Source organism: Parasphingorhabdus sp., from assembly GCF_965233695.1.
Classification (GTDB): domain Bacteria; phylum Pseudomonadota; class Alphaproteobacteria; order Sphingomonadales; family Sphingomonadaceae; genus Parasphingorhabdus.
The window spans coordinates 4,102,642-4,124,213 of sequence record NZ_OZ247497.1 but is presented as its reverse complement, the minus strand read 5'-3'; the positions used below and the strand labels follow the sequence as shown (position 1 = coordinate 4,124,213).

At 54.7% G+C, this 21,572-nt stretch carries 23 protein-coding genes; 12 read left to right on the top strand and 11 right to left on the bottom strand.

Translation table 11 applies throughout. The features are described 5' to 3' along the window. Positions 1–2 precede the first annotated feature (2 nt). Genes ACO6S1_RS19895 through ACO6S1_RS19875 form a run of 5 tightly spaced genes read left to right on the top strand, consistent with a single transcriptional unit; the run spans position 3 to position 3,152 of the window. Positions 3–1,046: an enoyl-CoA hydratase/isomerase family protein gene (locus ACO6S1_RS19895; protein WP_422344261.1), complete on the top strand. Its 1,044-nt coding sequence runs from the start codon at positions 3–5 to the stop codon at positions 1,044–1,046. After that, positions 1,043–1,825: an enoyl-CoA hydratase-related protein gene (locus tag ACO6S1_RS19890; protein WP_422344260.1), complete on the top strand. Its 783-nt coding sequence runs from the start codon at positions 1,043–1,045 to the stop codon at positions 1,823–1,825. The genes ACO6S1_RS19895 and ACO6S1_RS19890 overlap by 4 nt, the downstream gene beginning before the upstream one ends. Then, complete coding sequence (locus ACO6S1_RS19885; RefSeq protein WP_422344259.1) at positions 1,822–2,067, top strand: hypothetical protein; 246 nt, start codon at positions 1,822–1,824, stop codon at positions 2,065–2,067. The genes ACO6S1_RS19890 and ACO6S1_RS19885 overlap by 4 nt, the downstream gene beginning before the upstream one ends. Continuing rightward, positions 2,064–2,942 (top strand): 3-hydroxyisobutyrate dehydrogenase, encoded by an 879-nt coding sequence (gene mmsB / locus ACO6S1_RS19880; protein WP_422344258.1) that lies wholly within the window; start codon positions 2,064–2,066, stop codon positions 2,940–2,942. The genes ACO6S1_RS19885 and mmsB overlap by 4 nt, the downstream gene beginning before the upstream one ends. A gap of 6 nt (positions 2,943–2,948) precedes the next feature. Then, entirely contained in the window at positions 2,949–3,152 is a 204-nt protein-coding gene (locus ACO6S1_RS19875) for a hypothetical protein (protein ID WP_422344257.1), read from the top strand. Here the strand turns inward: ACO6S1_RS19875 and ACO6S1_RS19870 are convergent. Further along, entirely contained in the window at positions 3,146–3,526 is a 381-nt protein-coding gene (locus ACO6S1_RS19870; RefSeq protein WP_422344256.1) for a hypothetical protein, read from the bottom strand. The genes ACO6S1_RS19875 and ACO6S1_RS19870 overlap by 7 nt on opposite strands. A gap of 131 nt (positions 3,527–3,657) precedes the next feature. After that, the gene (locus tag ACO6S1_RS19865; RefSeq protein ID WP_422344255.1) at positions 3,658–4,029 is read right to left on the bottom strand and encodes a VOC family protein; all 372 of its coding nucleotides are present in this window, start codon (positions 4,027–4,029) and stop codon (positions 3,658–3,660) included. A gap of 66 nt (positions 4,030–4,095) precedes the next feature. On the opposite strand from ACO6S1_RS19865, the gene ACO6S1_RS19860 reads away from it, so the two are divergent. Continuing rightward, on the top strand, positions 4,096–4,635 hold the full coding sequence (locus ACO6S1_RS19860) for a winged helix-turn-helix transcriptional regulator (RefSeq protein ID WP_422344254.1): 540 nt from the start codon (positions 4,096–4,098) through the stop codon (positions 4,633–4,635). Here the strand turns inward: ACO6S1_RS19860 and ACO6S1_RS19855 are convergent. Continuing rightward, a complete protein-coding gene (locus ACO6S1_RS19855; RefSeq protein WP_422344253.1) occupies positions 4,632–6,170 on the bottom strand; it encodes a CpaF family protein in 1,539 nt (512 codons plus the stop codon). The two genes, ACO6S1_RS19860 and ACO6S1_RS19855, sit on opposite strands and share 4 nt — an antisense overlap. Positions 6,171–6,359: 189 nt before the next feature. Here ACO6S1_RS19855 and ACO6S1_RS19850 point away from each other — a divergent pair, with 189 nt between their 5' ends. After that, positions 6,360–7,280 (top strand): DMT family transporter, encoded by a 921-nt coding sequence (locus ACO6S1_RS19850; protein WP_422344252.1) that lies wholly within the window; start codon positions 6,360–6,362, stop codon positions 7,278–7,280. Here ACO6S1_RS19850 and ACO6S1_RS19845 read toward each other — a convergent pair. The 5 genes from ACO6S1_RS19845 to ACO6S1_RS19825 form a co-directional block, all read right to left on the bottom strand. Beyond that, on the bottom strand, positions 7,277–7,534 hold the full coding sequence (locus ACO6S1_RS19845) for an ATP synthase F1 subunit epsilon (protein ID WP_422344251.1): 258 nt from the start codon (positions 7,532–7,534) through the stop codon (positions 7,277–7,279). The two genes, ACO6S1_RS19850 and ACO6S1_RS19845, sit on opposite strands and share 4 nt — an antisense overlap. A 147-nt stretch (positions 7,535–7,681) precedes the next feature. Further along, positions 7,682–9,127, bottom strand: coding sequence for a F0F1 ATP synthase subunit beta (atpD, locus tag ACO6S1_RS19840; protein WP_422344250.1), 1,446 nt, complete (start codon positions 9,125–9,127; stop codon positions 7,682–7,684). A 23-nt stretch (positions 9,128–9,150) separates the two neighbouring features. After that, a complete protein-coding gene (locus tag ACO6S1_RS19835) occupies positions 9,151–10,026 on the bottom strand; it encodes a F0F1 ATP synthase subunit gamma (RefSeq protein WP_422344249.1) in 876 nt (291 codons plus the stop codon). Next, the gene (gene atpA, locus ACO6S1_RS19830; protein ID WP_422344248.1) at positions 10,026–11,555 is read right to left on the bottom strand and encodes a F0F1 ATP synthase subunit alpha; all 1,530 of its coding nucleotides are present in this window, start codon (positions 11,553–11,555) and stop codon (positions 10,026–10,028) included. The genes ACO6S1_RS19835 and atpA overlap by 1 nt, the downstream gene beginning before the upstream one ends. 10 nt (positions 11,556–11,565) lie before the next feature. Then, complete coding sequence (locus ACO6S1_RS19825; protein WP_422344247.1) at positions 11,566–12,120, bottom strand: F0F1 ATP synthase subunit delta; 555 nt, start codon at positions 12,118–12,120, stop codon at positions 11,566–11,568. 324 nt (positions 12,121–12,444) lie between these two features. On the opposite strand from ACO6S1_RS19825, the gene ACO6S1_RS19820 reads away from it, so the two are divergent. From ACO6S1_RS19820 to ACO6S1_RS19810, 3 genes are read left to right on the top strand one after another with little or no spacing between them, the layout of a single operon-like run. After that, positions 12,445–12,903 carry a DUF1203 domain-containing protein gene (locus tag ACO6S1_RS19820; protein WP_422344246.1) on the top strand — a complete coding sequence of 153 codons (459 nt, stop codon included), beginning with the start codon at positions 12,445–12,447 and terminating at the stop codon, positions 12,901–12,903. Beyond that, the gene (gene ada / locus ACO6S1_RS19815; protein ID WP_422344245.1) at positions 12,900–13,964 is read left to right on the top strand and encodes a bifunctional DNA-binding transcriptional regulator/O6-methylguanine-DNA methyltransferase Ada; all 1,065 of its coding nucleotides are present in this window, start codon (positions 12,900–12,902) and stop codon (positions 13,962–13,964) included. The genes ACO6S1_RS19820 and ada overlap by 4 nt, the downstream gene beginning before the upstream one ends. Beyond that, a complete protein-coding gene (locus tag ACO6S1_RS19810) occupies positions 13,961–14,710 on the top strand; it encodes an isocitrate lyase/PEP mutase family protein (protein WP_422344244.1) in 750 nt (249 codons plus the stop codon). Before ada ends, ACO6S1_RS19810 begins: the two co-directional genes overlap by 4 nt. 7 nt (positions 14,711–14,717) lie before the next feature. On the opposite strand, the gene ACO6S1_RS19805 is transcribed toward ACO6S1_RS19810, so the two are convergent. From ACO6S1_RS19805 to ACO6S1_RS19795, 3 genes are all read right to left on the bottom strand, one after another. Continuing rightward, the gene (locus tag ACO6S1_RS19805; RefSeq protein ID WP_422344243.1) at positions 14,718–15,983 is read right to left on the bottom strand and encodes a TCR/Tet family MFS transporter; all 1,266 of its coding nucleotides are present in this window, start codon (positions 15,981–15,983) and stop codon (positions 14,718–14,720) included. Then, entirely contained in the window at positions 15,958–17,505 is a 1,548-nt protein-coding gene (locus ACO6S1_RS19800) for a S1C family serine protease (RefSeq protein ID WP_422344242.1), read from the bottom strand. The genes ACO6S1_RS19805 and ACO6S1_RS19800 overlap by 26 nt, the downstream gene beginning before the upstream one ends. A 122-nt stretch (positions 17,506–17,627) precedes the next feature. Then, entirely contained in the window at positions 17,628–19,817 is a 2,190-nt protein-coding gene (locus ACO6S1_RS19795; RefSeq protein ID WP_422344241.1) for a primosomal protein N', read from the bottom strand. 75 nt (positions 19,818–19,892) lie between these two features. On the opposite strand from ACO6S1_RS19795, the gene ACO6S1_RS19790 reads away from it, so the two are divergent. Both ACO6S1_RS19790 and fsa read left to right on the top strand, forming a co-directional pair. Further along, positions 19,893–20,567 (top strand): DUF4197 domain-containing protein, encoded by a 675-nt coding sequence (locus ACO6S1_RS19790; RefSeq protein ID WP_422344240.1) that lies wholly within the window; start codon positions 19,893–19,895, stop codon positions 20,565–20,567. 138 nt (positions 20,568–20,705) lie between these two features. Further along, a complete protein-coding gene (fsa, locus tag ACO6S1_RS19785) occupies positions 20,706–21,359 on the top strand; it encodes a fructose-6-phosphate aldolase (RefSeq protein ID WP_422344239.1) in 654 nt (217 codons plus the stop codon). Positions 21,360–21,572: the final 213 nt, after the last annotated feature.

Genomic DNA, 21,572 nt, shown 5'->3' with positions numbered 1-21,572 from the left:
AAATGACCGAAGATCTGATTATTAAGAAAACTGGACGGGTCGGGCATATCAGCCTGAACCGTCCCAAAGTTATCCATTCGCTGAATCTCGCGATGTGCGAAGCCATGCGTGACGCGCTTATTGATTGGCGCGACGATGACAGTGTGGAAGCCGTAATTATTGACCATAGCGAAGGCCGTGGATTCTGCGCGGGGGGTGACATTGCAATGTTGCAGGCCTCTGGCAAAAAGGATGGCAAAAAGGGCAGGGAGTTTTTCTACAAGGAATATCAACTCAACCATCTGCTGTTCGAATATGCAAAGCCTGTTGTCGCGTTCATGGACGGCATCACAATGGGCGGCGGCGTTGGTATTTCGCAACCGGCCAAATATCGTGTTGCCACCGAAAACACACGCTTTGCCATGCCGGAAACGGGTATTGGTCTATTTCCCGATGTCGGTGGTGGCTGGTATTTATCGCGGCTGACCGGGCGTTTGGGGCAATTTCTGGCGCTTACCGGCGCACGGTTAGATGGAGCCGAATGCAAGGAAGTCGGATTGGCGACCCACTATGTTCCATCCGATAATCTTGACGAAGCGAAGCAACGGATCAGCGAAAATCCGGACCGGATTGACGGGATTTTGGGCCAACTGTCGGATATTGTTCCGCCTGCACGGATTGCTGATAATCTCGACAAGATCGACAAGTTTTTTGCCTCCGATGTCTATGAGGAAATCCTCGCCGCACTGGATGCAGATGGCAGCGATTGGGCCGCAAAAGAGCGCGGCACTTTGGGGACGAAGAGCCCGCAAACCTGCAAAGTTGCCCTGCGTCAGTTAAAAGAAGGCGCGGCGATGGAAACATTTGCTGATGAAATGCGCAATGAATATCGTATCGGGTCGCGCGTGCTCGTTCGGCATGATTTTATCGAGGGCGTTCGCGCGTTGATTGTCGACAAGGATAACGATCCCAAATGGGATCCCGCGACACCGGAAGAAACAAGTGATGAACTGATCGACGCTATTTTTGCGCCCTTACCGGCAGAAGAGGAATGGAAACCGCTATGACCTACGAAACAATTCTGACCGAAAAAAAGGGTCAGGTGACGTTGATTACCCTCAACCGACCTAAGTCGCTAAACGCGCTGAATAGTCAGGTTCTGGATGAATTGATCAGCGCTTTTGCGGCCTTTGAAGCGGACAAAACGCAGCTTTGTGCCGTGCTCACCGGTTCCGGCGACAAGGCTTTTGCGGCCGGCGCTGATATCAAGGAAATGTATGAAAAATCTGCAGCTGATTTCTATCTCGAGGATTTTTTCTCCAAATGGACCAGCCAGATCGTCAAGACCACGCGCAAACCCTGGATTGCTGCTGTGAACGGTTTTGCATTGGGCGGTGGCTGTGAACTGGCCATGATGGCGGACTTCATCATTGCCAGCGAAAACGCCAAATTCGGTCAGCCGGAAATCAAGCTGGGTGTTGCACCGGGCATGGGCGGGTCACAGCGCCTGACCCGCGCTGTGGGCAAATCGAAATCGATGGACATGTGCTTAACAGGCCGGATGATGGATGCAGAGGAAGCGGAACGATCAGGTCTGGTGGCACGGGTTGTGCCGCATGACCAACTCGTTGATGAAGCCATCAAGGCGGCTGCCACGATTGCCTCGATGCCGCCCATGGCCATTCAGGTGAACAAGGAAATGGTGAATGCCGCGTTTGAAACCATGCTGGATCAAGGGCTGCTGCATGAACGCCGCCTGTTCCAGATTTTGACCGCTACCGAAGACAAAGCCGAGGGCATGGCGGCGTTTATCGAGAAACGGGAAGGCAATTGGAAGGGGCGGTGATCCTAAAAGCTGTCGTACTGATTCTTTTTGGACTAGCGTCAATCTTTTGGGCAATCTGGACGTGGGTTGCTTGGAAAAAAGGTAAGTCTACTCCGCTGGAGTTAATTGGTGCGGTGAAAGAACCGCGGACAGAGATAGGCACGGTATCGCTTGCGTTCGAGGTCTTTTTTGAAGTCGCTATCGGATTGCTTTCTATCGGGATTGGCTGGTCTTTGTTGCCGGCAATGGGAGAATTACTATGAAAATCGGATTTATCGGTCTCGGTAATATGGGCGGCGGGATGGCTGCCAATCTGGCGAAGGCGGGGCATGAAGTGCATGCCTTTGATTTGTCTGGCGAAGCGCTCGCCAAAGCCGGAGAAGCAGGATGTCATCCGGTCAGCGATGCCGCCGATGCAGTCCGGGGCATGGAAGCGGTCGTCACTATGCTACCAGCAGGCAAGCATGTGCGTTCCGTCTATGCCAATGATGTGGTGATCAATGCCGGGCCCGGGATGCTGGTTCTCGATTGTTCGACGATTGACGTGGATAGCGCGCGCGATGTCGCGGAAATGGCGAAGGCCAAAGGAATTCTGCCAGTCGATGCGCCTGTTTCAGGCGGTATTGCCGCGGCCAATGGCGGCACACTGACTTTTATGGTCGGTGGTAGCGAGGAGGCGTTTAAACGCGCTGAGCCAATTTTATCCGATATGGGCAAGGCTGTGATTCACGCCGGGGATAACGGCGCGGGCCAAGCGGCGAAAATCTGCAACAACATGCTGCTCGGCGCTTCCATGATTGCGACCTGTGAAACGTTCAAAATGGCTGAAAAGCTTGGGCTCGACCTTCAGAATTTCTACGACATCTCATCGAAAGCGTCGGGCCAGAACTGGTCGATGACAAGCTATTGCCCTGTGCCAGGGGTTGGACCACAAAGCCCGGCGGATAATGGCTATGAAGGCGGTTTTGCGGCGGCTCTGATGTTGAAAGACCTGCGTCTTGCCATGGAAGCAGCGGAAAGTGCTGGCGCGCAGGTTCCCATGGGCGAAAAAGCGCGGGCGCTTTATGAGCAATATGCCGAAGCGAACGGGCAAGGCGGTATGGATTTCTCCGGCATCATCAACATGCTGGACGATTGATCGACCTTGGACTTGTCGCTGGATTTAAGTGGTTGGGCGATTGCTGGCGGCCTGGCTGTGGTGATTGCGGTCATCGCTGCGATTGCCGAACGTCGCCGCAATAATCGCAAGAATATCGAAAAAGTAGGTTTCATGCCTTGGCCGTTCGTCATGTTGATGTCATTGCTCTTCGCAGCCATCAGCATCGGGTTGGCGTTTAAAGGTCACTGACTTTTATCGGGCGTTTCCTCGCAATCAGTTTTGCGATCATAATCAGCGCTGGCAAACAGTTCAAAGCGCCCCTCTTCCCGCATTACATAATCCGTTACTCGCAGGCGCCCGGGCCCGATGCTTCGATACTGAGTTTGCCCGGTTTCGACTTCTGCGTTGTGCCAATTGGCGATGAACGATTGATCTGAAGCGACGGCCGTCAGATCATGATCTACTCCGTTGCTACCAATCCACCGGCCCCGCCAACGATTTTCTGCGTCAGGCACATAATCCGCGTGACCAGCAAATTGCATTGCCGAACTGAATACGCCCGTGACCTGATAGTTTAGTGTCAGTCCCCGGTGCCCCACCAACGGGCAAACAGAGAGCAACATTTTGGCGGGCTGCCCAAACAATTCGCCTTTGCCCGACCATTGACCCAGCAGTCATTCCGGATGCTCTTGCTTTTCAGGATGCGTTGGCGCTTCCATGGTTAGCATCATTGGCAACACCAGCAACGCGGAAATCATTGATTGTCATTCTCGAAAAACATCATCGCATTACCATCGGGATCGTAGAAGGTAAGCAGTTTAACCAGACCGGGAATATGCTGGATATCACCATCCTGCTTTACCTTTGCCGCGTCCAGACTGGCTTTTGCTTCAACAATATCCGTTACGCCCCAGACGGGGGTGGCACCGCCCCCTTTTTCCACTGTTTCAACCTGGCTAAGCCCCAGATTGACGTTCGCGAGCCCGGTGGACATCTCACCCCAGGCGATTTCCTCATTTTTGTAGAGAAGCTCGAAATTCAGGATATTCCTATACCATTCGATTGAGGCATCGATGTCGCTCACGCCCATCGAAACGGTCAGATCGCCGTCATAGCTAATAGTCATCTTGAGAACTCCTGTTTTCGAGTCGCGGTTGATTTATAGTCAGAAAAGTATAGTAGATTAAATATTATGTCAATTTTGCCTCTATCGACGGTTATTGCGCTGAGCCGCTATCGCTGGTCCATAGCGATACTGGCGACACTGTCTGGCAGAGGGGCGCGTTTTGTGGAGATATTAAACCGTGTCGGCCTGTCGCGTGACAGCTTGTCCCGCGCTTTGGAACAATTGATGGAATCGGGGTGGGTTATCCGCAATCCGGGGCATGGTCATCCGTTACGTCCGGAATATCTGCTAACAGAAAGCGGCGAGGCGTTAGCGCGCGTGGCCGGTTCCATTGTCAGGACGCAGAACCGTCTGGAAATTCCAGTGCAAGATTTGACCCGCTGGACGCTACCGCTGGTTCATGTTCTGGCTGACGGGCAGAATCGGTTCAGCAGGATAGAGCGGGCTTTGCCTGAGGCATCACCGCGCGCAGTTTCGCTATGCTTGAAAGCCTCGGCGTCACAACGGCTGGTGCAAAGGAAGGTGTTGGATGGGTTTCCACCGACAACAGAATATCTTCTTGCGAAAAACGGCAAATATCTCGCCGAAGCTTTAGAGATGTTCTAGAGACAAGCCTCAAGCAGGGGCTGTTCAAAGCCATATTGCCGCGCTTTTTCAAGCGTATAGGGGCGCAGACCAGCGGACTGATATTCGCCAATAATCTTGCCGTCAGCATCCTCGTCGAGATACTGATATTTAAACAATTCCTGTGTCACAATCACGTCGCCTTCCATCCCGATTACCTCGGTAATGTTGGTTGTACGACGCGAACCGTCGCGAAGACGTTTCACCTGAACAATCAGGTCAACGGATTCTGCAATCTGGCGTGAAATCGCTTCTTTCGGAATCTTGATGTCACCCATGAGGATCATGTTTTCCATACGGCCGAGACACTCGCGAGGAGAGTTGGCGTGAAGCGTACACATGGAGCCATCATGGCCCGTGTTCATGGCAGCGAGAAGGTCGAAACATTCCGCGCCACGAATCTCACCCAGGATGATCCGGTCAGGACGCATACGCAGGGCGTTTTTGACAAGGTCACCAATAGTAATCGCGCCTTCGCCTTCAAGATTTGGTGGACGGGTTTCCAGCGGTAACCAGTGTGGCTGTTGCAAGCGAAGCTCGGCAGCATCCTCGATGGTCAGCACGCGCTCGCCCGGATCGATCATTTTCGACATGGCGTTGAGCATGGTTGTTTTACCGGAACCCGTACCGCCTGAGATGACCACGTTAAACCGGCAGGCACCGGCAATTTTCAGTGCCGTACACATCTGGGTCGACATAGAACCAAAGCCTTGCATCATGTCGAGCGTGATTGGCTTCTCGGAGAATTTACGAATGGAGATGGCTGTGCCTTTGAGACTCAGCGGCGGAACGATGACGTTCACACGGGAACCATCGGCAAGACGGGCATCGGCAAGCGGCGTTGTTTGGTCAACACGGCGGCCGACCTGGTTCACGATCCGCTGGGCGATCTGGAAGAGATGTTCCTCGTCGCGAAACTGGATCGGTGCGATCTCAAGCTTACCCTTGATCTCGATATAAGTCTGTTCCGGGCCGTTGACCATGATATCCGAGATATCCGGATTCTGGAGCAGTTCCTCCAGCGGACCAAAGCCGAGAAGCTCGTCCACGAGAACCTTTTCCAGCGCAAACTGTTCGCGCCGGTTCAATGTCAGTTTCAGCTCGGTCAGCACTTCCATGATGATCGGGCGGAATTCTTCGGTCAGCTCTTCCTTGTTGAGCGTCGCAGCTGCCTCGGGGTCAACCCGTTCCAGCAGGCGCGGAAGAACCTGTTCCTTAATTTTGTGGACAGAGGCGCCAAAGCCCTCGTCTTTGTTGGAATCCTCTGGCGCCGCATTCGAACGGTCTGCAAGGCGCGACATCACATCATCTTTGTCGGGAGCCGCTGCATCGGCTGATTGCTGCTCGCCGGGAAGCGGAACGGCGTCTATCGGGGGAAATTGTCCACCGCCTGCTGGCTGGTCGAGTTCTTCCTGATTTGCGTTGGATTTCGATCCTCCGCCACCGGACATTGGTTTTGCGACGCCAAATGACGGTCTGCCGCCACCCAATCCATTTTTCTTACCAAATGCGCTCATGTCTCTCCGCCGGAAATAGTTTGTTCCCAAGTCATCAGACATCTCTTTCAAGGAAAATGGTTAATGTTTGGATAATGGTGATGGGACAGTTTTGATTTTATGCTATTTGATTCAATACGAAATGAAGGTTGTGTGTTGCCAAATAGCCTGCAATCGATGGTCGAACGTTGATAGAGATCGGACTGGTTGTTGCGGGCAGATAAACATATCGGAAATACAGTTGCCGGTAGCGGTATCTTACTGGCTTTGATTGCGTTTTCCGGTTTTCCGATCGGCGATGCGTTTATCAAGTCGATGGCGGGCGATTGGCCCGCGCCGGCAGTAGCGGCATTGCGTTTCACTATTGGAGCCGTCGCATTGGCGGCCATTCTCTTCTGGCGCGAGGGGAGGGCGGGTTTTCAGATCAGCCGCCCATGGCTGCACGCCGCCCGGGGAATGACGCTCGCAGTCGGAACTATCACCTTCTTTTCAGCAATTTACATCATGCCACTGGCGGATGCCGTTGCGATATCTTTTATCAATCCCATCTTGACGGCCTTGTTTTCCGGCTGGTTTTTAAATGAGAAGATGAAGCCTGCGACCTGGGTTGCGACGATCGTCGCCTTTGGCGGGGTACTGATCATGCTGCGTCCCAATGTTGCGGCCTTTGGCTGGGTTGCGATCTTGCCGCTATTTTCCGCCGTGGCGATGGCAGCGATGCTGATTCTCAACCGCATGGTTTCCAGCCAGCGGTCGATATTTGCGGCACAATTTTATATCGCCTTCTGGGCGGCGATATTCCTGTCCATCGCCTCTGTAGCGGGGCATTTTACACTTCCAGTAATGTATGTTCCCGGTGCGCCTGATTTGGATGTGATCCTGCGCTGCGCGATTGTTGCGGTCACGGCAACCGGCTGTCATTTCCTGCTTTATATGGCGACGATGCGAACGACGGCGGCGGCCATTGCTCCGATTGTCTATATACAGTTGATCATCGCATCGCTGATCAGCGTGTTTGTTTTCGGGGATGCTATCGATCCGGTCGCGTTGGCGGGCGGTAGCCTGATCTTGCTGAGCGGATTGTTCCTGTGGCGCAGCGAGCGCAAGGCAACAACGGTACTGGAAGCCTAGGAAACGGCCTCGGCCAGCACTGTCAGGCCTTTTTCATTCACTTCGGCAAAGCCACCCTGAACGGTAATGACTTCGGCTTCCGCGCCTTCGCTGGCATAGATTGTCAGCTCGGCATCACGAATAGTGGACATGAACGGGGCATGGCCCTCCAGCACGCCAAAGTCGCCTTCTGTGCCGGGCACAACAACCATATAAACATCATCCGACCGGACGAGCTTTTCAGGGGTTACGAGTTCGAAATGTAGGTTTGCCATCTGCTTTTCCTCAAAGCCCTCGCCCCATCAGGGGAGAGGGTTGGGAGAGGGGAATATTCCCAAGGAAAGAAAACCCCTCTCGACTTCGACTAACTGCTGATGCAGCACGTCTTCGTATCTCTCCCTTGAAGGGGAGAGAGCCATAGTTTAAGCCGCTTCTGCTGCCAGTTGTTTGCCTTTTTCAAGCGCTTCTTCGATGCCGCCGACCATGTAGAAGGCATTTTCAGGAAGGTGATCATATTCACCGTCCACAACCGCTTTGAACGACTTGATCGTATCTTCCAGATCCACGAACTTGCCTTTGATGCCAGTAAAGACTTCGGCAACATGAAAAGGCTGTGACAGGAATTTCTGGATCTTACGCGCACGGGCAACGACCAGCTTATCTTCTTCAGACAGTTCGTCCATGCCAAGAATGGCGATGATGTCTTGCAGAGATTTATATTTCTGCAGGATTTCCTGAACAGCACGCGCCGTGTCATAATGTTCCTGACCCACAACGCGCGGCTCGAGAACACGGGAGGTTGAATCGAGAGGATCAACAGCAGGGTAGATGCCCAGCTCTGAAATCGCACGGTTCAAAACGGTGGTGGCGTCCAAGTGGGCAAACGAGGTTGCCGGTGCAGGGTCGGTCAAGTCATCGGCAGGAACGTAAATCGCCTGAACCGATGTAATCGAACCTTTGTTGGTCGAGGTAATACGCTCTTGCAGCTGACCCATGTCGGTAGACAGGGTTGGCTGATAGCCCACAGCGGAAGGAATACGGCCAAGAAGCGCGGACACTTCTGAACCAGCCTGCGTGAAGCGGAAGATGTTGTCGACGAAGAACAGAACGTCCTGGCCTTCCTGATCGCGGAAATATTCAGCGATGGTCAGACCCGACAGAGCAACACGGGCACGCGCGCCTGGAGGCTCGTTCATCTGGCCGTAGACGAGGGCCACTTTGGAGCCTTCTGGCGTTGCATTGCCGTCTGCGTCTTTGGCGATAACGTTCGCGTCGAGAAATTCGTGATAGAGATCGTTGCCTTCACGGGTCCGTTCACCAACCCCGGCGAAAACGGATGTACCGCCGTGGCCTTTGGCGATGTTGTTGATCAGTTCCTGAATAAGCACGGTCTTGCCAACGCCGGCGCCGCCGAACAGGCCAATTTTGCCGCCCTTTGCATAAGGTGCGAGCAGATCGACAACCTTGATACCGGTCACGAGAATTTCGCTGTCGGTGGACTGGTCCACAAACAAGGGCGCTTCTGCGTGAATAGGAGCAGATGATTTTGCGCCAATGGGGCCAAGCTCATCAATCGGCTCACCAATCACGTTCATGATGCGGCCGAGTGTTTCCGGGCCAACAGGCATCATGATCTGCGAACCGGTGTCGGTCACTTCCTGACCGCGGGTCAAACCTTCGGTGGCATCCATAGCGATGGTGCGCACGGTGTTCTCGCCGAGATGCTGAGCAACCTCAAGCACCAGGCGGTTGCCGTTATTGTCGGTTTCCAGAGCCGACAAAATTGCCGGAATGTCCGTGTCAAAGGTCACGTCGACGACAGCGCCGATAACCTGTGAAATGCGGCCTACATTGTTGGTTTTTGCCATTTGTCTTTCCTTGCGTACTTGCTTTAGAGCGCTTCTGCGCCAGCGATAATTTCAATCAATTCGGTGGTAATCGCGGCCTGACGGCTGCGGTTGTAGACGATGGTCAGGTCGTCGATCAGCTCGCCCGCGTTGCGGGTTGCGTTTTCCATGGCGGTCATCGACGCGCCTTGTTCGCCTGCATTATTTTCCAGCAATGCGCCGAAGACCTGCGTTGTCAGGTTGCGCGGCAGCAGCTCGGTGAGGATTTCTTCCTCATCCGGCTCATATTCCACCGCAGCATCCGAACCAGCGCCTTCAACGGCTTCGATCGCAACGGGAATAATCTGTTGCCGTGTTGGTTCTTGCACCAGAGCGGATTTGAATTTGGAATAGAAGAGATGGGCAACATCAAATTTGCCGTCTTCAACCATTTCGGTCAGTTCAGCAGCAATCGCTTTGGCTTCTTCAAAACCTGGCGCTTTGACGTGGCCGGTATCAAAATGCTTGATAATCTTGCCTTCGTAAACGCGCTTGATCACCGGCAGACCTTTGCGGCCAACCATGTAGAACAGCACGTCTTTGCCAGCGGCCAGAAGTTTGTCGGCTTCAACCCGCGCCTCTTTAACGATATTGGCGTTAAAGCCACCGCAAAGGCCGCGATCCGAGGTCGCAACGACCAGCAGATGCACTTGGTCCTTGCCCGTACCAGCGAGCAGCTTGGGCGAATTTTCATCCACTGTCACTTTGCCAGCAAGGCTGCCCATGACCTTTGCCATTTCATTCGCATAGGGACGCGCGGCTTCCGCTGCCATCTGCGCACGGCGCAATTTGGCGGCGGCCACCATTTTCTTGGCCTTGGTGATCTTCTGGGTCGATTTAACCGACCCGATACGATCCTTAAGTTCTTTTAAGGAAGCCATTAGGCGAAGCTCTTACCAAATGCGGCAAGCGCATCTTCCAGAGCGGCTTTCGTATCATCTTTCAAGTCACCGCTGTCACGGATTGTTTTCAAAATGTCCGCATGATCGGCGCGCATATGAGCCAGCATCGCTTCTTCATAGCGGTTCACATCGGTCACCGCGACAGTATCGAGATGGCCGTTTGTACCGGCATAGATAGAAGCAACTTGCTCTTCAAATGCCAGTGGAGAGAATTGCGCCTGCTTCAGAAGCTGCGTAAGACGCTCGCCACGGGCCAGCAATTTCTGGGTCGAGGCATCAAGGTCGGAACCAAACTGCGCAAAGGCCGCCATTTCGCGATATTGCGCGAGATCGAGTTTGATCGAACCGGAAACCTTTTTCATGGCTTTCGTCTGCGCGGCAGAACCCACACGGGAAACCGATAGACCAACGTTAATCGCAGGACGGATGCCCTGGTTGAACAGGTCGGTTTCGAGGAAGATCTGACCATCGGTAATCGAAATCACGTTGGTCGGGATGTACGCCGAAACGTCACCAGCCTGTGTTTCAATGATCGGCAGTGCGGTCAGTGAACCAGAACCATTATCTTCGTTCATTTTCGCAGCACGTTCGAGCAAACGACTATGCAGATAGAAAACGTCACCAGGATAAGCTTCACGGCCCGGAGGACGACGCAGCAACAGGGACATCTGACGATAAGCCACAGCCTGCTTGGAGAGATCGTCATAAACGATACAAGCATGCATGCCGTTGTCGCGGAAATATTCACCCATCGTCACACCGGTATACGGCGCGAGATATTGCAGCGGAGCAGGCTCGGAAGCGGTTGCAGCAACAACGATGGAATATTCCATCGCGCCATTTTCTTCGAGCTGACGGACAATCTGTGCGACGGTGGAGCGCTTCTGGCCCACAGCAACATAGATGCAGTAAAGTTTTTTGCCTTCGTCATCACCAGCATTGACGTTTTTCTGGTTGATGAACGTATCGATAGCGACAGCGGTTTTACCGGTCTGACGGTCACCAATGATCAATTCGCGCTGACCACGGCCAACAGGAACGAGAGCGTCGAGAGCTTTGAGGCCGGTTTGCACAGGCTCATGAACCGATTTACGCGGGATAATACCCGGTGCTTTGACTTCAACACGGCTACGCTGTGAAGTTTTGATCGGGCCCTTGCCGTCGATAGGATTGCCGAGACCGTCAACAACGCGTCCGAGCAATTCCTTGCCGATGGGAACGTCCACAATCGTGCCGGTCCGCTTAACAACATCGCCTTCTTTAATGTCCGCATCCGAACCGAAGATCACGACACCGACATTGTCGGCTTCGAGGTTTAGCGCCATGCCTTGCGTGCCGTTGGAAAACTCCACCATCTCACCGGCTTGCACCTGATCGAGACCGTGGATACGGGCGATGCCGTCACCAACCGCCAAAACGGTTCCGACTTCGGAAACCTGGGCTTCGTTGCCAAAATTGGCGATCTGGTCTTTGATGACCTTTGAAATTTCTGCTGCGCGAATATCCATTGTTCTTCCTTTAGCCCTTCATGGCCTGAGATAGCGTGTTCAAACGGGTTTTAATTGAATTGTCGATCATCTGGCTGCCAATTTTGACGACCAGACCGCCCAGGATGGACGGATCGACGGAGGTGGAAACCGAAACATCGCTTCCCACACGTTTCTTCAGCTGCGCTTTTAGCGCATCAACTTGCGCATCATCCAGGGGATGAGCGGAGGTCACTTCGGCGGTAATCTCGCCGCGATGGCCAGACGCCAAAGTGGAGAAGGCGCGAATGACAGCCGGTATTTGGTCGAGCCGACGATTTGCGGCCAAAACACCAAGCACGTTGGTGGTCAGATCATCGAGCTTCATTTCCTTGGCGATACCGGCAATTGCTTTGCCAGCGTCGGCACGGGACAGAACCGGGCTGCTGATCAGTGATTTCAGGTCGTCCGATTCGCCCATTGCATTGCCGAGCGAAGCGAGGCTTGCTTCGACGGTTTCGATGGCTTTGTTTTCGGTGGCCAAAGCGAACAGCGCAGTGGCGTAACGCCCCGCTAAACTCGCCCTAATGCCGCTGGAATTCTCCACGCGTTCGTTACTCCGTGCCTGTATTATTGATCTGATAATCAGATCAAAAAACTGGTAAGTGATGGGTGCCCGTTGGCAGGTGAAATACACTGTATCTCGCCTTTAGTTGGGCGGCGTCTAGCAACCATTTTGCTGCGATGCAAGATGGCTTTGGGAATGATTTTTGGCTGCTGGATTTTGGTCAGATTATTGGTTGCTATCTGCGCTCACCCTAGGCGCGAGAGGATAGCGAGAGAACAAATTCGCTTTGATCGCAAGATACGGGAAGCAGACGGGTCGGTAATCGGTCTAAATAAGGTGAAATCAACAAGACGGAGACGCACATTGACCTATCAGATTACCGGTATCAGCCCCGAAACATTGGAGCCGCACCGGCGAGCCGCTGGCAGCACGGCAATCCGTGTTACCGCGACAAGCAAGCCGGGGTTTCCCTGCCGAGTGTCCTTGGAGGATGCGGAAAAGGGCGAGGAAATGCTGCTTTTTCATCATGTTTCGCACGATGTGGAATCGCCTTATCACAGCAGTTATGCAATTTATGCCCGATCTGATGCAAAGAAATCCGCGCATTATATAGATGAAATTCCACCGGTTTTTAAAGGCCGCCCCTTGGGCATGCGGGCTTTTGGATCTGACGCCATGTTAAAGACCGCGGGATTAGCCATGCCCGGTGATGCAGACAAAACGATCAGGCAGCTATTTGAACTGGATGAGGTTGCTTATATAGATGTCCATAACGCAGCGCATGGATGTTTCGTAGCGCGCGTGGAAAGATTTGACCCATGAGCACCGAGACGGTTGGGCTTCGACCAACAAGCAACCGATTAATAGACAACGATAAAGCCTGGCAGGCGGTAACCGCTCGCGATCGGTCTTATGACGGCAAGTTTGTGACCGGAGTGCTGACCACTGGTATCTATTGCCGCCCATCTTGTGCCGCACGCCATCCAAAGCGAGAGAATGTCCGTTTCTTCGCCAAGCCGGAGCAAGCGGAAGCGGCGGGTTTGCGTGCCTGCTTGCGCTGTATGCCCAAGGATGTGGCGCGCGATGATGCGGCGGTAAAAGCGGTGATCGATGCGATCCGCATGGCCGAAACAGCGCCGACACTGGACGAATTGGGTGCCATGACCAGCTATTCGCCAACCCATTTGCAGCGTATATTCAAACGGGAAATGGGATTGTCGCCGGCGGCTTATGCCCGCGCCCTGCGATCCGAGCGGGCCAAGCAAGCCCTGGATGACGGTGCATCGGTGACCGAGGCGATATATGACGCGGGCTATGGTTCGGCCTCCAGATTTTATGCAGATAATGGAAAGAGATTGGGCATGAAGCCAAGTGCTTGGAAAAATGGCGGGGCGGGCGTGACGATCCGCTGGGCCAATGTCGAAACGTCGCTGGGCATAATGATGGTCGCGGCCACAGATAAAGGCGTTTGTTGTCTGTCGTTCAACGAGGGTGAAGACGAATTGCACGCCCGTTTCCCCAAGGCGGACCTGCAGCCGGGTGATGATGCGTTTCACGGTCTGTTGTCGCAGGTTGCCGCCTCGGTCGAAAAGCCCGGAGATTTTAGTCATATCCCGCTGGACGTGCAGGGCACGGCCTTTCAGGAAGCGGTGTGGCAAGAGCTTCAGAAAATCCCGCTTGGGGAAACCCGCAGCTATGCCGATATTGCAGCCGCTATCGGCAAGCCCAGGGCAGTGCGCGCCGTGGGCAGTGCCAATGGCGCCAATAATGTCGCCGTGCTCATCCCCTGTCACCGGGTGGTGCGCAGCGACGGGACGATGGGCGGCTATGCCTATGGGTTGGATATAAAAGAGCGTTTGCTCAAGAAGGAAGCCGGTAAATGACGGATATGATCACACAATTTGCCGAACTGCATCAACCGGGCAAGCCGTTGGTCCTCTATAATATCTGGGATGCGGGTAGTGCCCAGGCTGCGGTCCGTGCCGGGGCAAAGGCTGTTGCAACGGGCAGCCTGTCGGTTGCTGGCGCGCAAGGTTTTGAGGATGGGGAGAAGCTGCCATTTGACTTCGCGCTCACCAATGCCACGCATATCGTGCATGCGGTCGATGTGCCCGTCAGCATCGACTTGGAAACTGGATATGGCGACGAAGCGGCCAATGTCAGTGCGAATGCGAAGTCGATGAAAGAGGCTGGCGTAGCCGGTCTTAATATCGAGGATCAGGATTTGTCAGCAGGTGGGCTGCGCGATGTGTCAACACAGGCGGAACGCATTAAAGCAGCGGCTGATACCGGATTGTTCATTAATGCGCGGACGGATTTGTTCATCCAGACACCGCCGCAGGATCATGATGATTCGCTGGCCCAAAAAGCCCTGGAGCGTTGTCAGGCCTATGCTGATGCAGGCGCAGGCAGCTTTTTCATTCCCTTCGCCACGGATGAAAAACTAATCGGTCATATTTGTGAAAGGGCCGGTCTCCCGGTCAATATCATGATGATGTCGGATGGACCGTCGATATCCCGATTGGCTGAATTGGGTGTTTCGCGGATCAGCTTCGGTCCCGGTCCTTGGAAGGCGGCCATGGCAGCTCTTGAAGCAGAGGCTTTGAGAATATTTACCAATCAAGCCTGACTAAAGCTTACCCCTTATAGTCAGGGGCGGGTTTGATGATCATGAGCAAGATGAGCGGAATCAGCCCGACAATTGCGGCGATGACGAACGGCGCGCCGACAAAACGAAACGGCGCTGCATCGCTGGTGAAATAGGACAGCGAGCCATTGTAAAGCAGCGGTGCGATCAGCGCGGCCAAGGCGGCCATACTGCCGTTGAAGCCCTGCAATTCCCCCTGCATATTGCTCGGCGTCCGCCGGGACATCATCGCGTTGATGCTAGGCATGGCCATGCCTTGCAGTCCAACAACCAAACATAGCGATATGGCGACCCAGCCGACATCAACCAGCACGTAGAAGGCGAAAATAACAACGGCGACGAATATTCCGAATATAGCAGTTTTCCGCTCGCCTATTTTCTCGACAAAGCGGCCGATCAAAAAGGCCTGCACCAGTGCCATGGACAGGCCGACACAGGTTAGCGACAGACCCACCATCTTGCTGTCCCAGCCATATTGCGCGGGCGCGAAAAAGGACCAGCTTGCGGGATAGATAGAGCTGCTGAGCATCCAGAGAAAATAGATCATTGCGACGCCCAGCAGGTTCGGCAATTTGCCAAGATTGAGCAGCGCGCCCAGCGGATTGGCGCGTTTCCATTCAAAACTGCGTTTCTCCTCCGGCGCCATGGTTTCGGGAAAAGCAAACCAGCCATAGAGGAAATTGAGAAAGGCCAATCCGCCGGCGACAAAAAACGGAATACGCGTACCAAAATCGCCCAAGAAACCACCCAATGCCGGGCCGACGATGAATCCGATACCAAAGGCGGCACCGACCAGGCCGAAGCTTTTGGCGCGGTCTTCGTCGCTCGACATGTCGGCCATGGCGGCATTGGCAGGGCCGAAAATGGCGCCCAATCCTCCAGCAATGGACCTGCCGATGAACAGCCAGACTATCGATGTTGCAAAGCCCATCAGCGCAAAATCAATGCCGAAGGCGAGTAGCGAAACCAAAAATACGGGTCGGCGGCCAAAGCGATCCCCCAGATTGCCGACCAGCGGTCCCATGAGGAACTGGAACAGGGCATAAGAGGCGCTGATGAAGCCACCAAGCAAAGTCGCCTCGGACAGGCTAACGCCTTCCAGCTCTTGAATTAGCTCGGGCAGTACAGGCATTATGATGCCAAAGCCGACAGAGTATATGAACACCGTCAGCAGGACGAAGCGCATGGCCGACTGGCGCTGCTTGTCTGTGATCATAATGTGCCAGCGATCATTGTGAGGCTTTCTCACACTCATAGACCAGCCGCTCGTTGGTCTGTATTGGCAGTTCGGTTCTGATGGCTTTCACCATCTCGGCAATATCGGAAAGCGCTTTTTCGTCGCTGGTGCAGGCGCGATTGCCATATTGCTTGCGAATTTCACGGGCCTTGGTCATCGCGCTGAGGTCAAGCAAATAGCGTTCGGTGATGAATTCAGCACTCGCAGGATCAAAGCTGCTGATCGTGACCGTCTGTTCCTCATTCGGCACGAAAATGCGCGACCATTTGTCGCCATCGCGGCCATATTGCGTGCGCCCGTTAACACAGCCACCTTCGGCCCATTCCAGATCCAGCGTATCCACTTGCGATACCGTGATCCGGCTGCGTTCTGGATTGAGGCGGCATTGATATTGTCCTGCTGTCGCAAGCGTGCTGCCCCCATTCGTGCCATTTTCGTCTGGCAATTTTTCCTTGAGCGCCGCTGCCACGCGATCATCGATTTCGGTAAAGGCGGGTCGAGACAGAAATACCAATATCGCGCCAACCAGCAGCAACGCCGCGCCGCCAGCCGTCCCGATAGCGGGTGTGCGCTTGTCCTGAAGCATCAAATAGGCTGCCCCGCCCGAAACGAACAGCGATAGCACCAACATCAGGGCAGCGATCGCCATCTGATTTTCACGCTCGGTTGTGATCTCCTGGGAAATTGTGGTGCGCAGCTTGGCTTCCGCCTGCTGGCGCTTGGCTTCTTCGGCTTTTTGCGCCGCTTCTATGCGCGCTCTTGCGGCTGCTTCTCGCCTTTGTTCCTGTCGGCTGAGATCCGCAACGGATCGGCAAGGCGTGGCGGTCATTCCCGCTTTTACACCAGCTTTCCGCAGAAAAGAGAGAATTTCACGGCTGGACACAGCAAAGCCAAATTCGGCATCATTGCCGTCCGACAGGGAACCAAAGCTGTTCGCCCCCAATATGCGCCCGCAATTATCGATCAGCGGCCCACCGCTATTTCCGCTGGCAATTGGAGCTGTATGGAGGATCGTGTCAAATTGTTTGGTCGTCCGTCCGCCGGAGACCGAGCCGCGCGTTTTAACCGGCGACATCGGATTGATAAGATCATCAAGGTTCAAACCCTGCGCGCGATCGACAGAACCGGGATAGCCGATTGCAACGACATCCGCGCCATCGGCCACGGGTCCACTAAAAACTGTCATCGAAGGCAGGCGGCCGCCATCCTGCAATTGAATGAGCGCCAGATCATTGCCAGGCGAATAAGCAATGACTTTTCCGCCATAGCTGGTGCCGCCCTGAGATGGCACGATTCCGATGACGACGGATTTTTCCTGTCGGGCAATTTCAACCACATGGGCGTTTGTGATAATCTTGTCAGGCGCAACCGCAAACCCGCTGCCATGGCCAACAAACGCAACCTTGTCACCGTCTGTGGCGGCCAGCACAACGCGGACTACCGATCGGCTGGCTGCCGCGATATCGGCGGGATCAGCATGAGCCGGTGCTGCAGACAGGATCGCCGCAATTGCAGCAACAATAACAAAGAAGCGGTTCATAGAATGGCCTTTAGTGTTTCGTGCTCCGCACTTGATGCAGAGCCCAGAGTAGAAGCAGCGCTACCATCACCCTAGGCTCTGCATCAAGTGCAGAGCACGAGCCATGTGCATTTTCTGCGAAATCAAACAAAGCTATAGGGATCAACGTCCACACCGACCCGGACCGCACGCGGCCATTCGAGCTTTTCCAGCCATTCGCGCAGGATATCCTGTAATTCGACCGACCGATGTGCGTGGATCAGCAAACGATGGCGGTGACGACCGCGTAACATGGCGAGCGGGGCAGGGGCAGGGCCATAGACGGCAAAGCCCTCTGCCTTTGGTGCTGTCTGACCGATCAGCCGCGCAGTTTCCATTGCTTCTGCGTTGTCCTCGGAGGAAATAATGATTGCTGCAAGTCTTGAAAAAGGCGGTGCTGCGGCAGCCCGTCGGGAATCGGTTTCGGCAGCATAAAATCCATCCCGGTCGCCTTTTATCAGCGCCTGAATCACGGCTGCACCGGGCATGCGCGTCTGGACATAGACATGGCCGGGTTTCTCGGCGCGACCGGCGCGGCCGGCAACTTGCGCGATCTGTTGGAAACTGCGTTCGGCCGCGCGCAGGTCACCGCCTTCGAGACCAATATCCGCGTCGACGACGCCGACCAGTGTCAGATTGGGGAAATGATAGCCCTTGGTCACCAACTGCGTGCCAACCACAATATCAATTGCACCCGCCTCCATTTGGGCCACAAATTCCCCTGCCTTGGCGGGTGACCAGATGGTGTCGGACGTTACAATGGCAGTCCGCGCCTGCGGGAATAGCATTTTGACCTCGTCGCAAATGCGCTCCACACCCGGACCACAGGCGACCAGTGAGTCCTCGTCGCCACATTCCGGGCATTTTTCGGGTTGCGGCATGACATGACCGCAATGGTGGCACGCGAGGCGCTTGGTCAGTCGGTGTTCCACCATCCATGCGGTGCAATTGGGGCAGTTGATTCGGTGGCCACAGGTCCGGCAGAGCGTCAGCGGCGCAAAGCCGCGCCGGTTGAGGAACAGCAGTGATTGTTCGCCTTTGTCGAGATTTTCCTCCAGCGCGTTGATCAAGGTTGGGGCAAGCCAAGACCCGCGCGCCGGGATATCCTTGGTCAGGTCCAGTGCTTCGATCTCGGGCAATGTCGCCGCACCAAAGCGGGCAGGCAGTTCCAGCAGCTCGTAATTGCCCTGCTCGACCTGATGACGGCTTTCGATCGCCGGCGTTGCGGAGGCCAGTACCACGGGAATTTTCTCGTGCAGCCCGCGCATCACCGCAACATCACGGGCATGATAGCGGACGCCATCTTCCTGTTTGAAACTGACTTCATGGGCCTCGTCGACGATGATCAGGCCAAGATGTTTATAAGGCAGGAAGAGCGCGGATCGCGCGCCGACGACAACTTTGGCATCGCCATCGGCCAAAGCCCGCCAGTTTTTCTTGCGATCGGATTGTTTAAGCCCGCTATGCCACGCCACTGGTTCAGCGCCAAAGCGCGCCTTGAAACGGTCGAGAAACGGTTCGGTGAGCGCAATTTCGGGGAGCAGTACCAAAGTCTGCTTATCCTGGCGCAGGGCCTCGGCCACCGCTTCAAAATAGACCTCCGTCTTGCCAGAGCCGGTAACGCCGTCGAGCAAATAGGGCTGGAACGCCGCATCCCTCACGGCGCTGACCAGGGTATCGCTCACCCGGCTTTGATCATCGCTGAGATCGACCTTGGCAAAGTCCGGATCAGGCTGTTTAATTTCGGCAAAGGCCGATACCTCATGGCGATCCAGCGCGCCTGTTTTCTCAAGCCCTCTTATGACCGCAACCGATACGTCAGCCTTGAACGCCAGTTCGCTGATCGTGCCTTGCACATCGACTAGCTTTTCTAGTGCCTGTTCCCGCTGCGGGGTCATCCGGTCCGGAACATTGCCGTTCAGTCGATATTCGATAATCGGGCGATTGTCGGCAAAGGCCGCTCCGCTGGAAAGGACCATCCGCAAAACCGATGCCGGCGCAGCAAAATAGTAACGCGCGGTCCATTCAATCAATCGCCTCAGCGGTGCGGAAAGCGGCGGTACGTCGCGCAATTCCAGCAAGGGGCGCAGTTTCTTTGCATCGATCTCGTCTACCGGAAAGCTCTCCGCCTCCCAAACCACGCCCGGTAATTTGCGCGGGCCTAGCGGTGCCATCACGATAGAACCCGGACGCGCGTCCATGCCTTCGGGTATGCGGTAATCAAGCGGTCCCAGTGCGGCGTTAAGCAACAGCACTCGGGCCCGGTCTTTGGCAGGTTCATGAACGCGATTCATCCGGCCCGTATAAGCATGCTTTGGGATTGCGTCACCAACTGCTATGCAATTGCGGAGGGATTAGGGGAGTAGACCATGGAAAATATCAATCGCCGCAATTTTCTGGCCGCAGGCGGCGCGGCTGCGATGCTGGCCTTGCCGGGTTGTTCTAGCCTTCCGGCCCTGAGCCTGACGGAAGCGGTCAAGCGTCTCTTGACCCTGTCATCGCAAAATGCCTTTGCCGAATTGATGCAGCCCAATGGCTTTTTTGACAGCCAGGTTGCCCGCATATCGGTTCCAGACCGGCTCGGCGGAACACGGGTCACCAATATTGCCACGGCAATGCTGCGATCCAGGCCGATCCAGAAACGGTTGCTGAAGCAAGTCAATCGTGCCGCCGAAAAAGGGGCAGAGCTAGCCGCTCCTGTAATTGCCGATACCATCCGCGGTATGAGCATCGCCGATGCCGCGGCCATCATCAGAGGCGGCGACCGCGCCGCGACAGATTTGCTACAGAGCCAGCTTGGTACGTCTTTGGCAACCCAGATATTGCCGGGGGTCAGCCAGGGACTGAACCTGTTCGACAACGAGATCATCAATCTGGTTTTGGGACAGGTCAGTGATATCAACTTTGCAGATATCAGTCAGGATGTGACCGCCAAGGTAAGCGATGCGATCTACAGATCCATCGGGGCGCAGGAAGCGAAGATCAGAGCCAATCCACAGGCCACTAATGACCCGGTGCTGATAGCTGCCTTTGGGCTCAGTTGATCGCTGGGGGATGAAAAGCCCCCAAGCTATCCACAGTTTTTTGCACAGCTTTTCTCAAACCGATATTTCACCCGGTGGTGAAAGGCGTTAGGCGTCATGCCAACGCAGTTTTCGTACCCGTACCAGGAGCCAGACGACATGAAATTCTTTGTTGATACCGCCGATACCGCTGAAATTGCCGACCTCGCCGCGACCGGCATGGTGGATGGCGTGACCACCAACCCGTCGCTGATCAAGAAATCGGGCCGTGATATCATGGAAGTAACCAGGGAGATTTGCGGTCTGACCGATGGTCCGGTTTCTGCCGAGGTGGTTGCGCTGGATCATGAAACCATGATGAAAGAGGCTGAGGTGCTGCGTAAGATCGCCGACAATGTCTGCATCAAGGTGCCGCTGACGATTGATGGCCTGAAAACCTGCAAAGCGCTGACCAGCGATGGCACGATGGTCAATGTGACGCTGTGTTTTTCCACGAATCAGGCGCTGTTGGCAGCCAAAGCGGGCGCGAGCTTTATCTCTCCTTTCGTTGGGCGTCATGACGACAACGGATTCGATGGGATGAAGCTGATTGACGATATACGGCTGATTTACGACAATTACGCCTTTGATACAGAAATCCTGGTCGCCTCCATCCGCCACCCGATTCATGTGCTGGAATCGGCGCGGATCGGTGCTGATGTGGGCACCATGCCACCGAATGTGATTCGTGGTCTGTTTAAACATGTGCTGACCGACAAAGGCATTGAAGGCTTTCTGGCCGACTGGAAAGATACCGGCCAGCAGATCGGTTGATCGCGCAGCAAAGCCTGTCCTACAAAGGAGGAGCTGTGATAGTATTGGTCACGGCTCTTTCTCAGATTTAACAAATTCTATGCGCACGCATATGACGGCGAAAAAGCGCGCTTATTTACATCCACTGATACTGGAGCCGAATGCCCAAAGGAACTGTGTACACTTTGTCAACTTGACAAAAATGCAACCGGGTTCAGCCTGACAGATGATGAT

Excerpts from the sequence above, each read along its gene's own strand:
- ACO6S1_RS19890 (WP_422344260.1), top strand. The coding sequence starts at position 1,043 with ATGACCTACGAAACAATTCTGACCGAAAAAAAGGGTCAGGTGACGTTG.
- ACO6S1_RS19845 (WP_422344251.1), bottom strand. The coding sequence starts at position 7,534 with ATGGCAAACCTACATTTCGAACTCGTAACCCCTGAAAAGCTCGTCCGG.
- ACO6S1_RS19800 (WP_422344242.1), bottom strand. The coding sequence starts at position 17,505 with ATGAACCGCTTCTTTGTTATTGTTGCTGCAATTGCGGCGATCCTGTCT.
- fsa (WP_422344239.1), top strand. The coding sequence starts at position 20,706 with ATGAAATTCTTTGTTGATACCGCCGATACCGCTGAAATTGCCGACCTC.
- ACO6S1_RS19795 (WP_422344241.1), bottom strand. The coding sequence starts at position 19,817 with ATGAATCGCGTTCATGAACCTGCCAAAGACCGGGCCCGAGTGCTGTTG.
- mmsB (WP_422344258.1), top strand. The coding sequence starts at position 2,064 with ATGAAAATCGGATTTATCGGTCTCGGTAATATGGGCGGCGGGATGGCT.
- atpA (WP_422344248.1), bottom strand. The coding sequence starts at position 11,555 with ATGGATATTCGCGCAGCAGAAATTTCAAAGGTCATCAAAGACCAGATC.
- ada (WP_422344245.1), top strand. The coding sequence starts at position 12,900 with ATGAGCACCGAGACGGTTGGGCTTCGACCAACAAGCAACCGATTAATA.
- ACO6S1_RS19860 (WP_422344254.1), top strand. The coding sequence starts at position 4,096 with ATGTCAATTTTGCCTCTATCGACGGTTATTGCGCTGAGCCGCTATCGC.
- ACO6S1_RS19870 (WP_422344256.1), bottom strand. The coding sequence starts at position 3,526 with ATGTTGCTCTCTGTTTGCCCGTTGGTGGGGCACCGGGGACTGACACTA.
- ACO6S1_RS19895 (WP_422344261.1), top strand. The coding sequence starts at position 3 with ATGACCGAAGATCTGATTATTAAGAAAACTGGACGGGTCGGGCATATC.
- ACO6S1_RS19810 (WP_422344244.1), top strand. The coding sequence starts at position 13,961 with ATGACGGATATGATCACACAATTTGCCGAACTGCATCAACCGGGCAAG.
- ACO6S1_RS19805 (WP_422344243.1), bottom strand. The coding sequence starts at position 15,983 with ATGAGTGTGAGAAAGCCTCACAATGATCGCTGGCACATTATGATCACA.
- ACO6S1_RS19835 (WP_422344249.1), bottom strand. The coding sequence starts at position 10,026 with ATGGCTTCCTTAAAAGAACTTAAGGATCGTATCGGGTCGGTTAAATCG.
- ACO6S1_RS19865 (WP_422344255.1), bottom strand. The coding sequence starts at position 4,029 with ATGACTATTAGCTATGACGGCGATCTGACCGTTTCGATGGGCGTGAGC.
- atpD (WP_422344250.1), bottom strand. The coding sequence starts at position 9,127 with ATGGCAAAAACCAACAATGTAGGCCGCATTTCACAGGTTATCGGCGCT.
- ACO6S1_RS19855 (WP_422344253.1), bottom strand. The coding sequence starts at position 6,170 with ATGAGCGCATTTGGTAAGAAAAATGGATTGGGTGGCGGCAGACCGTCA.
- ACO6S1_RS19790 (WP_422344240.1), top strand. The coding sequence starts at position 19,893 with ATGGAAAATATCAATCGCCGCAATTTTCTGGCCGCAGGCGGCGCGGCT.